The sequence below is a fragment of the Acinetobacter sp. GFQ9D191M genome (assembly GCF_011174875.1).
Classification (GTDB): domain Bacteria; phylum Pseudomonadota; class Gammaproteobacteria; order Pseudomonadales; family Moraxellaceae; genus Acinetobacter.
The window spans coordinates 16,598-28,124 of record NZ_JAALGV010000095.1 but is presented as its reverse complement, the minus strand read 5'-3'; the positions used below and the strand labels follow the sequence as shown (position 1 = coordinate 28,124).

At 44.0% G+C, this 11,527-nt stretch carries 11 protein-coding genes; 5 read left to right on the top strand and 6 right to left on the bottom strand.

Annotated features, from left to right (window positions below):
• Positions 1-224: 224 nt before the first annotated feature.
• Positions 225-1,793 (top strand): glutamine-hydrolyzing GMP synthase, encoded by a 1,569-nt coding sequence (gene guaA / locus G5T77_RS13590; RefSeq protein ID WP_108675629.1) that lies wholly within the window; start codon positions 225-227, stop codon positions 1,791-1,793.
• Positions 1,794-1,929: 136 nt separating this feature from the next.
• On the opposite strand, the gene G5T77_RS17240 is transcribed toward guaA, so the two are convergent.
• The 3 genes from G5T77_RS17240 to G5T77_RS13580 all read right to left on the bottom strand — a co-directional run bounded on the left by G5T77_RS17240 (position 1,930) and on the right by G5T77_RS13580 (position 4,670).
• Entirely contained in the window at positions 1,930-2,205 is a 276-nt protein-coding gene (locus G5T77_RS17240; protein WP_252719422.1) for a diguanylate cyclase, read from the bottom strand.
• Positions 2,190-3,002, bottom strand: coding sequence for a GGDEF domain-containing protein (locus tag G5T77_RS17470; protein ID WP_346773773.1), 813 nt, complete (start codon positions 3,000-3,002; stop codon positions 2,190-2,192). Before G5T77_RS17470 ends, G5T77_RS17240 begins: the two co-directional genes overlap by 16 nt.
• A 315-nt stretch (positions 3,003-3,317) precedes the next feature.
• Positions 3,318-4,670: a GGDEF domain-containing protein gene (locus G5T77_RS13580; protein ID WP_166138987.1), complete on the bottom strand. Its 1,353-nt coding sequence runs from the start codon at positions 4,668-4,670 to the stop codon at positions 3,318-3,320.
• Between the two features lie 495 nt (positions 4,671-5,165).
• Here G5T77_RS13580 and G5T77_RS13575 point away from each other — a divergent pair, with 495 nt between their 5' ends.
• The 3 genes from G5T77_RS13575 (at position 5,166) to G5T77_RS13565 (ending at position 7,317) form a co-directional block, all read left to right on the top strand.
• Positions 5,166-6,113 (top strand): pirin family protein, encoded by a 948-nt coding sequence (locus G5T77_RS13575; protein WP_166138984.1) that lies wholly within the window; start codon positions 5,166-5,168, stop codon positions 6,111-6,113.
• A gap of 34 nt (positions 6,114-6,147) precedes the next feature.
• Positions 6,148-6,546: an OsmC family protein gene (locus G5T77_RS13570; RefSeq protein WP_166138982.1), complete on the top strand. Its 399-nt coding sequence runs from the start codon at positions 6,148-6,150 to the stop codon at positions 6,544-6,546.
• A 120-nt stretch (positions 6,547-6,666) separates the two neighbouring features.
• Positions 6,667-7,317, top strand: coding sequence for a glutathione S-transferase (locus G5T77_RS13565; RefSeq protein WP_166138979.1), 651 nt, complete (start codon positions 6,667-6,669; stop codon positions 7,315-7,317).
• 51 nt (positions 7,318-7,368) lie between these two features.
• Here G5T77_RS13565 and phoR read toward each other — a convergent pair whose 3' ends face one another.
• From phoR to G5T77_RS13550, 3 genes are all read right to left on the bottom strand, one after another.
• Complete coding sequence (gene phoR / locus G5T77_RS13560) at positions 7,369-8,727, bottom strand: phosphate regulon sensor histidine kinase PhoR (RefSeq protein WP_166138976.1); 1,359 nt, start codon at positions 8,725-8,727, stop codon at positions 7,369-7,371.
• Between the two features lie 24 nt (positions 8,728-8,751).
• Positions 8,752-9,462, bottom strand: a complete 711-nt coding sequence (phoB, locus tag G5T77_RS13555; RefSeq protein ID WP_166138973.1) for a phosphate regulon transcriptional regulator PhoB — start codon at positions 9,460-9,462, stop codon at positions 8,752-8,754.
• Between the two features lie 220 nt (positions 9,463-9,682).
• Complete coding sequence (locus tag G5T77_RS13550; RefSeq protein ID WP_171521901.1) at positions 9,683-10,375, bottom strand: TetR family transcriptional regulator; 693 nt, start codon at positions 10,373-10,375, stop codon at positions 9,683-9,685.
• Positions 10,376-10,594: 219 nt separating this feature from the next.
• Between G5T77_RS13550 and G5T77_RS13545 the strand changes: the two genes are divergently transcribed.
• On the top strand, positions 10,595-11,443 hold the full coding sequence (locus G5T77_RS13545) for an SDR family NAD(P)-dependent oxidoreductase (protein WP_166138966.1): 849 nt from the start codon (positions 10,595-10,597) through the stop codon (positions 11,441-11,443).
• Positions 11,444-11,527: the final 84 nt, after the last annotated feature.

The following is an 11,527-nucleotide window of genomic DNA, read 5'->3' as shown; positions in this document are numbered from 1 at the left end:
TTTTACTTTCGCAAGAGGTCTCGTAATATCGTAATATCGTAATATCGTAAATACGCTGAATTCCGTGGAGAGAAGGGAGGACTCTTCTACTGAATCAAAAGCTTTATTCTATTTAAAAAAATAAACTGCTTAATTATTATGCTGATGGGAATAGTGTGCTTAAACCTAATAAAAATGCTAGAATACGGCGCTTATCTTTCGTTTGCCTTTCATAGTTGTTTGTCATGACTACCAATACTCAAATTACTGAAGATCGTATCCTGATTCTGGATTTCGGTTCTCAATATAGTCAGCTCATCGCACGTCGTGTCCGTGAAGCTGGTGTATATTCTGAAATGTATGCCTATGACATGTCTGAAGAAGACATTCGCGCATTTAATCCAAACGGTATCATCTTGTCTGGTGGACCTGAAAGTGTTCACCTGGAAGGCAGCCCGCGTGCGCCGCAAGTGGTATTTGAGTTAGGTGTACCTGTACTGGGTATCTGTTATGGCTTGCAAACCATGTGTGAACAGCTTGGCGGTAAAGTTGAGCCAGGTAGTGTACATGAGTTCGGTTATGCAGAAGTGGATATCGTGGTACGTGACCAGCTGATTGGTCAGCTGCAAGACCGTGAAAACCAGCTGCATGTCTGGATGAGTCATGGTGACAAGGTTGCACGTATTCCAGAAGGCTTCCAGGTGACTGCAAGCACGCCAAGCTGCCCGATTGCCATGGTGTCTGATGAAACTCGCCGTTTCTATGGGATCCAGTTCCACCCTGAAGTAACACATACTTCGAAAGGTGCAGAATTACTGTCTAACTTCGTACACCAGATTTGTGGGTGTCGTGGTCTGTGGACACCAGAACATATTATTGACCTGCGTGTAGAACAGCTTCGTGAACAGATTGGCGATGAAAAAGTATTGTTAGGTCTTTCAGGTGGTGTGGATTCATCAGTTGTAGCTGCACTTCTACACAAGGCAATTGGCGATCAGTTGACTTGTGTATTTGTAGACAACGGTCTGCTTCGTTTGAACGAAGGCGATCAAGTGATGCAGATGTTTGCAGACAACATGGGGATCCGCGTGATCCGTGCTGATGCTGAAGATCGTTTCCTTTCTGCATTGGCTGGAGAAGTTGATCCAGAGAAAAAACGTAAAATCATCGGTCGTGAATTCATCGAAGTCTTCGCTGAAGAAGCGCGTAAGCTCGATGGCGTAACCTTCCTTGCACAAGGTACGATTTATCCAGACGTGATTGAATCTGCTGCCAGCAAACAAGGCAAGGCACATGTTATCAAGTCACACCATAACGTAGGCGGCTTGCCAGAAGACTTGGCATTTGACCTGGTTGAACCATTGCGTGACCTGTTTAAAGATGAAGTACGTAAATTGGGTACAACTCTAGGCTTGCCACACAGCATGATCTACCGTCATCCATTCCCAGGTCCAGGCCTTGGTGTTCGTATCTTAGGTGAAGTAAAAAAAGAATATGCAGATATTCTTCGTCTTGCTGATGACATCTTCATGCAAGAACTTCGTGCAAGCGGCTGGTACGACAAAACTGCTCAAGCTTTTGCCGTATTCCAACCAGTGAAATCTGTGGGTGTGGTCGGTGATGGCCGTCGTTATGCATGGGTAATTGCACTTCGTGCAGTTGAAACTATCGACTTCATGACAGCGCGTTTTGCACATCTGCCATATGACTTGGTTGACCGTATTTCTACACGTATCATGAACGAAATTGCTGAAGTTTCTCGTGTGGTGTATGACGTTTCATCTAAGCCACCAGCAACAATTGAATGGGAGTAATTTAGGGATTTCAAGAAGCAACGCTTCTTGCCTAAATTATGCCAAGAGCTGTGCTCGCGGCAGTGTCTGACGGTTCAGATATATCCTTATAAAAAGAGCGCTTCGGCGCTCTTTTTTTATTATCTTTCAAATGAATTTAAGCCGGTTTAACCTGCCAGTTTTGAAGCTCTCCAAGCAAGCTCTGATCCAGTTCAGGGTCATAACATTCCACTCTGTTCCGACCATTGGCTTTAGCCTGATACAGGGCAATATCAGCCTGTTTAATCAGCGCCATTAAATCCGTTTCACTGCTTTCCAGAATGGCCGCACCAATTAAAACGGTGAAATCAAGACGATGCCCATGTTCCAGATTGACCACAATATTTTCGATTTTGTGTCTTAAACATTCGGCAATTTTTAACGCATCATCCAATCCAGTGAAGTTTCAGGCAGGCATGCGATAAATTCTTCACCTTCATACCGTGCCAGCACATCATGGCGCCGCATTTCATTACGTGTGGTCTGCGCAATCATCTGGAGTACCTGATCTCCAACATCATGCCCATAACGGTCATTGATCTGCTTAAAATGATCGACATCAAAGACCAGCAAACTGATTGGAGCAGGCTGTTTAAGATTCTTTCGGATCAGCTGTTGCACCAGATATTTAAAACAGCGTCTATTATTCAGGCCTGGCAGCGAGTCAGTATGGGCGAGATTTTCAAAGGTCTGACGGTGATATTCATTCAGGGTGTGTTGCAGGAATACCAAACGGGATTTTAGTGTAGAGTTCCAGCTGATATATAAACTGAAAGTCAAAACCGGCATATAGATCAGGGAAAACAAGAACATCTGGTACAGGTTAGCTTGGGTATTGAAATACACACCGATATAAATCACCAGTGTAATCAGACCGGAATTAATCAGGCTAGGCCAGAAGCGGATCTGTACACATAAATTGGCCAGGACAATAAATACCAGTGAAGCATATTGATAAATGAGCGTATGCGGACTTTCAGACTGGTTTAGATTAAAAAACCAGATTGCACTTGCTCCGATAATCGAGGTCGGCAACAGCAGGTCAAATACAGGCAAATTCCGGTAAAAATGATACATCCAGATGGTTATCAGCACGATCACCAAGGTATAGCCTAGTTTGGTCAGAATGAGCAAATTCATAATGTCATTCAGTACCAGAATATCGGCAAGGGTGTAGGAGGCATATGCCACCTGTGCAAATAGGTTTACCTACAACAAATATTTTAGAGTGAGCTGTTTCTGATGCCTAAAGTAGGCAGGTTTTAAAGACCCAGGAATACGAACAAGAGGATCGTGAAGGGCATCCTGAAGCAGGAGGCGAGCTTCTTCTTCATATTTATCTGGCATATCGCCTTCCCACATTAAATCCAAAGAAATGAATAAGATGAATATTTATATTTGTATGAAAAATATTCTATTCTTTTAGAAATTATTTGAAAAGCATCCCAAACAGATTTAGGTCTAATTCTTAAATTCTTGTCTAATAATCTTGATTTTGCTCTCAACTTACAAAGCAGACCAAGATTGTTTCGCTTTATGATGAGCGCCAGACTGCTCCTGTTTATTCAAAGGTTTAAATACATTCCAGGGATTTGGAGATAGGGGTTTAGTCGGTTGCAGCATATTAGGATGATAGACCCGAATCCGGTTTCTTCCCGCTTTCTTAGCTTCATAAAGCGCAATATCTGCATGCTTAATCAGGTCTTCAAGCTCCTGTTGCGGAGATTCAAGTTCAGCAATACCGATAGAAATCGTGAACTGGATTTTCTGGTCAGAATTGATGTGCATCACCTGCTTTTGAATCGAACAGCGAATCCGTTCTGCAATCATCAGGCAGTCCTGTAGCTGGGTATCTTCCAGCAAGGCAATAAATTCTTCTCCACCAAAACGTGCCAGTACATCGCTAGAGCGCATTTCTTTACGGGTAATTTCAGCAATCAGTTGTAGCACCCGGTCACCCACATCATGGCCATAATTGTCATTGATTCTCTTGAAATAATCGACATCAAACATCAATAGGCAGGTGCTGGCAGGCTTTGGCCATTGATGGATTGAACGTTCCGCCATATCCACAAAATGACGACGATTAAATAACTGCGTCAGATCATCAGTATGAGCAAGATTTTTTAAGGTTTGATAGTTCCATTCATCCAGCAAAGTGCGTAAAAAAGAGCGCCGTATGTTGATGATATTATTCCAGTTGATATAAATACTAAACGCCCAGAGAGGCGTGAAAACAACGGCGAAAATAAAGGCCTGCGATAGACTCATGAGATGAGTCACCCCAATCATGATAAACAGGGCGATAAAAATAGAACAATACAGCGCACCCTTAAACTCGGTCTGTACACAGAGATTGGTAATTAAAACAAAGATCGCAGAGGCATAGATATAAGTTGACACATGCGGGCTACTCGACAGCAGGAGCAGGCTAATCCAGGTCGCTGCAGCCACAGTCGTGCCCACAGGCAAAATCATGTCCAGAACCCGGATATTCTTTTGATGCTTAAACAGGTAATAGCAGCAAAACATGACAGCAATGACCAGTGATACCCGGATCAGGCCAGACAGGAAAAACATGTCAGGAATAATAAAAATATCGGCAAAGAAATACAGCAAAAAGGCGATCTGCGCCATGTAATTAATCTGGCGAAGATTTTGATGACGATGCACATAAAGATAGTTATAAAAGTACTGCTGGAATTGCGCAGGAATAGGTGCAGCGCGATGTACAAGCGCATCTTCAATTAACTGGCGATTTTGCAGATCACATTCGGCCAACTTTAATGATCTATCTGTGGTCGAGTTTTGAAAAGACATATTCGCCGTTGAATATATATTTTCATTCGAGGATGACATGTCCTGATCCAATCTTATTTTTATTGGGTCCTATTATGGACCAAATGAATAAAAAAAAATCTCCCTAGAATCAGGGGGTAGTACGAATTTTAAAAAGAAAACGTAACAAAATTTTTGTTTTGTAAATATGAAGCTATACGGATCACATTTTTATAGATTGCTGATTTTAATCATTTATATCAATAAAAATGAGCGTTTCACGTGAAACATGAGCATGATGAATAAGTTGATTTAAACGAACTGATGTAAGGTGCTTGAATGATTATATGATTCATCACCAAGATCTTGATTACAGGATTTGGAAGACTGAAGCCTTTAAGTATTTGAACTGTTCTGATGAGTAGCACATTTTATACGTATCGAAATATTTCTAAAGATAGATTTTGTGGGTAGACGCGGTACATTGTTGTATGAGGTAGACATCTTGTGATGATCAGGGAAAGATGTCTTGATTCAGCATACAGCCAGAATGAACTTGCCGAGGTCAGCTCAACCATGTCGAATAATAATGATATTGAACTGTCAAATTCAGATGATTGTGAAAAGTATATCAATCAGTTCATACAGGAAGTTCCTTTACGGCGTGCAGAAATCGGGCAGGGAACTGTCATTAAACGCGCCTTGCCGAGTCGGCATAAACGCATGATTGGCGCCTGGTGTTTTCTGGATCATGCCGGTCCTACTCAGTTTCCTCAGGGAGATGGTCTGGATATCGGACCGCATCCGCATATTGGCCTACAAACTTTTACCTGGATGATTGAAGGCACCATGATGCACAGCGACAGTCTGGGTAACCGGCAATTGATCCGGCCGAAACAGGTCAATCTGATGACTTCAGGCTATGGCATTTTGCATACAGAGGTTTCACCGGAAACTGAAACCAAAATGCATGCAGCCCAGCTCTGGATCGCTCTGCCTGATGACAAGATCAATATGGCCCCGGCGTTTGATCATTATCCGGAATTACCCGTGATCGAAGAACAAGGCATTCAATGTACGGTCCTGGTCGGGGAATTCCTAAATACACAATCCCCGGTTAAAGTGCATACCGAGCTTTTGGGGGTGGATCTGTTCGCTGCTGAAAGTACCCGTGCTCGTCTGAGTTTAGATCCAAGATTTGAATATGGCTTTATGGCCCTTGAGGGTCTGGCAAGTATTAATGGGCATGAACTGACTGAAGATAATATGGTGATTCTTGAACCCGGATTGCAGCATGTAGATGTTGAAATTCATGCGCGTGGACGAGTCTTGCTGATTGGTGGAGAGCCGTTTGAAAGCCCTATTTTATTGTGGTGGAATCTGGTTGGTCGTGATGTGGAGGAACTGAAGCTGGCCCGTGAACAGTGGATGATGGGACACCCGCGTTTTGGCACCATTCCAAGCTATGATGGCCCACGTATGGAAGCACCGGCATTTCCGGAACATATGCGTGCTTCTCGATAAATCTTTCATATAACCATAAGAATAAAGGATCAGTATGGCCCATATCGCAATTGCCAAAATACAGAGCTTAACCATACCGTGGCAGGGAGAAATCAGTCATGGTCAGCATCATTATCTGACCGATAAACCTGAATCCTTCGGCGGGCAGGATGCGGGTCCTGCACCTTATAATCTGCTTTTAGGCAGTCTGATCTCTTGCACCATGATTACTTTACGCATGTATGCTAAGCATAAGGACATTGAACTGGGCGAATTTCAGGTTGAAGCAGAATTCTTTGCCAATAAAGAAGGACAGGAATGGATTGAACGACGCTTAAGTTTCGATATTACTCATGATTCGGCTTTGCAGCAGAAAATTCTGGAGATTTGTGCCAAAACTCCGGTGACCAAAACCCTGTTACGCAGTCTGGAGATCCGCACTAGCCTGATTTAAGCTAAAAGAGGGTACGCTATATCCGGTAGGGAAAATGTAAGTAGACTGATAAACTCTTTAATCAAATCTGGAATTTTTGCTATGCTCACGCAGTAATAACAATAAAATCATGAGTCTAATATGCGTGTTTTACATCATCTCGAACAATCAAGATCATTTCGAATCATGTGGGCTTTGGAAGAGCTGGAGCTTGATTATGAGATCAAGTATTACAAACGCCTGCCAAACTATTCTGCGCCACCTTCTTTGAAACAGGTTCATCCTCTGGGTAAAGCCCCGATTCTGGAAGATCAGAATCTGATACTGGCTGAGTCTGCCGCTATCTTGGAATATCTACAAGAAACCTATGATTCGACCCATCAGTTTCAGCCGATCAGTGCTGAAAACAAGGCACAATACCGCTACTGGATGCATTATGCAGAAGGGTCTTTGATGCCTTTGCTGGTCATGCAACTAGTGATGACCAAAGTCCCTGAGCAGGTGCCATTTCTGGTACGTCCAGTGGCTAAAACAATTTGTGAAGGGGTGAAAAAGCAGTTTGTACAAAGCCGTCTAAAAGACCATATCCAGTTTCTGGAAGATCATTTAAGTCAACATGAATATTTTGCCGGTCGTTTCAGTTTTGCGGATATCCAGATGAGCTTCCCGCTTGAAGCCATGCAAAGCCGTACCGGTAAAAGCTATCCGGCGATTCAAGCCTATCTGGAACGGATTTCGCATCGTGCGGCTTATTTCCGGGCCTTATCCAAAGAGCAGGCATTAAAGTCTTAAAGCCTTCGCTAAAAAAGAAAAGGTGTGATTCGCACCTTTTTTAGTTTTGAATCAGTCTGGGAAACTAAGACGTTCTTTAGGGAAAATCACCTTAAAGGTGGATCCCTGATTTTCACGGGAATCAATTTCGAGCTGGGCCTGATGTTGCATCAGTACATGCTTCACAATCGCCAGTCCTAAACCTGTGCCACCAGTACGGCGGCTACGGTCAGAATCTACCCGGTAGAAACGTTCAGTCAAGCGAGGCAAGTGTTTAGGATCAATCCCAATTCCGGTATCTTCTACGACAAAATAGGCCGATTCACCATCATCATGCCAGCCCATGGTGACAGTTCCACCTTTAGGCGTGTACTTGATAGCATTGGTAATCAGGTTACTGAAGGCACTGGCAATTTCCATATCTGAGCCGATCAGGTCACAGTGACTGTCAATATCCAGATTTAGGGTATGGCCATAATCCACGTTATAGGCTTGCGCATCATCAAACAGCTGGTTCATCAGATTCGGCATATCAATAATCTGGTTCTTGGCAATATTCTTGTCATTTTCCAGACGGGATAGCAGCAACAGGTCATTCACTAGTGCATTCATGCGACGGGTCTGGGACTGCATCTGGTCAAAGGCGCGTTTCCAGCGCGGGCTAATATCTTCCTGATCGGTAAAGGTTTCGATATAACCGCTGAGCACAGTCAAAGGGGTACGCAGTTCATGCGAAATATTATCGACAAAGTCCTTACGCATCTGTTCCAGATTATGCATGCGGGTCACATCATAGGCGACCAGTAGGCGACTTTCACCACCAAAGCGGGTCATTTTGATTTGTACATAATGATCTTCAAATATCGAAGATTTCATCTTCAGGCCATCAGGCGCATCATCAATATGATGATAGTAATCAATGAAATTTGGCTGACGTAACAAACTCAGGATATTGCGGCCGCGATCTTCCTGACCAATCCCCAGTAACCGTTCTGCCGCCGGGTTCCACCATTCAATCTGCTGGTTTTCATCAATCAGTATCACAGCCTCTTGTAGGGCGACTAGCGAGGATTGAGCACGGTCAATCAGCTCGACCATTTCAGCCTGAACGACACGTTCCTGACGCTGGGCCCGATAGACATTGAACAGTAAAGCCCCCCAGATCCCGTTAATATTTGGCGGTACATCATAGGGACGGTTCGAGATCCATTCATTGACCAGGTAGAGTGAACGCAACTGTGTGCCAAAGAAGGCAACAAAGGCCAGAACGATACAGATCCAGAAATAGCCGATGCCTAGGCCAATACAACTGGCAATCACCAGGAAGAGAAGAAGGAGACGTAAATCTTGCTTGGCAAAATCCCATAGGCTGCTGTAACGGAGTCTTTTGTGCTCGTGTGACAGTTCGGGAACAGGATAGGGCTCATACATAAAACAAGATTTACCTAAAAACAATTAACCCAGTGCAACGTCGGTACGGGTCGAGAAACGGTAACCGGTGCCACGTACAGTCTGTACATAGCGGTCAGCGCCATAAGGTTCAAGCACCTTGCGTAGGCGACGGATATGCACATCAATAGTCCGGTCTTCAATATAGACGTTGCCACCCCAAACCTGATCCAGCAACTGCGCACGGGTATAAGCACGTTCCGGATGGGTCATGAAAAATGCCAAGAGACGATATTCAGTGGGTCCCATGTCCAGTATAGTACTGCCAAAATTCACGCGCTGACTGACCGGATCTAATACCAATCCGTTAGCATCAATGGATTTTTCACCGCTGAGGGCATTGGAACGACGCAGGACGGCTTTAATGCGTGAAACCAGCTCACGGGTCGAAAATGGCTTGGTCATATAGTCATCGGCACCGGCATCCAGTCCCTGAACCTTATGATCTTCTTCACCACGCGCGGTCAACATGATGACCGGAATTTCGGACAGGTTTTCATCACGTTTCAGACGACGACAGAGATCCACACCACTGACGCCACCTGGCATCATCCAGTCCAGCAAAATCAATGCTGGACGCTGGTCCACAATCATTTGATGAGCCTGCTTGGCATCTTCTGCCTGTAAACATTGAAAGCCTGCCATATCCAGAGCAGTATGGATCATTTCACGAATCGGCAGTTCATCATCAACAATTAGAATGTAGTCATCTTTCACAGCGCAATACCCTATTTCATGCAAACGGTGGACCGTTTTATATTTATGACAGGCTTATTACAAAGATTAATTATGACAGTATCATTGCAGAATAGGTAGTTCTGGGACTTTTTGCAAAGATTTGTCACAATTTAAGCTGTTATTTTATAAGAGGGTGTTAATTCAAAGGCTTGTAGATCACTTACAAGTAAATCTATCTGGAACTTATCTTGATTTAAAATTATCTAACCGGATCTGTCGGTTTTTCTGTACCCAAAGTGTCTAATAAAGCAAAGAACACCAGACTACAGGAAGACAGAATTTCTTCCAGTGACTGTTTAAAGCCGCTCATGACCCAGCGAATCGCAATCTGGGTGACATAACCATTAAGTCCGGTCGAGACCAGGGAAATCTCTCGTTCAGAACGATTAAGGTTCGGCATCATCAGCATGACAAAGGCCTGAATCATACGGTCGAAACGGCCCATGGTTTCATGAATCGTGGCCTGATTATGCAGTTCCTGAACCAGCATCGCATCGATATAAATAATTCGTGCCATACCCGGATTGTCACGTAAGGTCGTTAGCAAGGCAGTCAGACCGGCTTCGATCATTTTCTTTGGATCAGAAGAAGCCTGCATCATGGCTTGCATGACATTCTGCTGTAACTGGTCAATCAGCTTGAGGAAAATAGTCTGGAACAGATGTTCGCTTTTCTTAAAGGATTCATAAAAATAACGTTCAGTCAGTTTGGCTTCGTTACAGATATCCTTCACAGTGACCGAAAAGAAACCATGACGACCATACGCCTCGATCCCGGCCTCAATCAGCTTTTCACGACGTGCCTGCTGACGCTCAGCCATGGAAAGTCCTTTAAACTGGCGTTCCTTACTTTTACTTGCTAGTTTTTGTCCTGAATTTACTACATCCGTCATAAAGACCATAGACTCATGTGCTTGAGATTTTAAGTATCTTATCAATAAATCCGGCTTTGACCTATGCTGAAATTCAAGCTTGAAAATTGGCCCGTAGAGACATGCTGGAATTATTGACAATAGGGATTGTCAAAACTATATTGAAACGGTGTGCTGTATCCCTATGCGACAGAAAAACAGGCTGTCATGGAAGGGCAGTGTTTTAATCAAGGAAATTCAATGAAAAATTTTAATAATAAAGTCGCGGCCATTACTGGCGCAGGTTCAGGTATCGGCCAGCAACTTGCGGTGCTTTTAGCAAAGCAGGGCTGTCATTTAGCTTTAAGCGATGTGAATGAACAGGGTCTGGCTAAAACCGTTGAGCTGTTGAAAGGTACTGATGTTCGTGTCACAACCAAAAAGGTCAATGTGGCTAATCTGGAAGAAATGCACGCTTGGGCCGCTGAGGTCGAGAAAGATCATGGCAGCGTGAATATGATCTTTAACAATGCTGGTGTAGCTCTTGGTTCTACCGTAGAAGGTGCCAGCTATGAAGAGCTGGAATGGATCGTCGGGATTAACTTCTGGGGCGTAGTTTATGGCACCAAAGAGTTTCTGCCTTTAATCAAGAAAACCGGTGATGGTCATGTCATCAATATTTCCAGCCTGTTCGGTTTAACTGCCCAGCCATCCCAGTCTGCTTATAATGCCACTAAATTTGCCGTGCGTGGTTTTACCGAATCCTTGCGTCAGGAACTGGATATGGAAAACTGCGGGGTAAGCGCACTCTGTGTACACCCAGGCGGAATCCGTACCAATATCGCCATTGCAGCGAAAATGAATGACAGTATTCGTAGTCTGGGAATGCACCCGGAAAAATCTGCACAGAATTTCAATAAGCTGCTGCGTTGTCCACCGGAAGAAGCAGCGCGTCAAATTCTGGACGCGGTGCAAAAAGACAAACGCCGTCTGCTGATTGGGAATGATGCCAAAGCAATTGATTTAATCCAGCGCCTCATGCCAACTGGCTATCAGAAGGTCACGGCTTTAGCTACCCGCCTCGGCAAGCAGAAGAAAAAGTCAGCTTAAAACTATCTGATCAAAGCCCGCGTAAGCGGGTTTTTTTATGCCCGAAAACTTAAGCAGCTAAAGTATTTTATAAATCAAAAATGG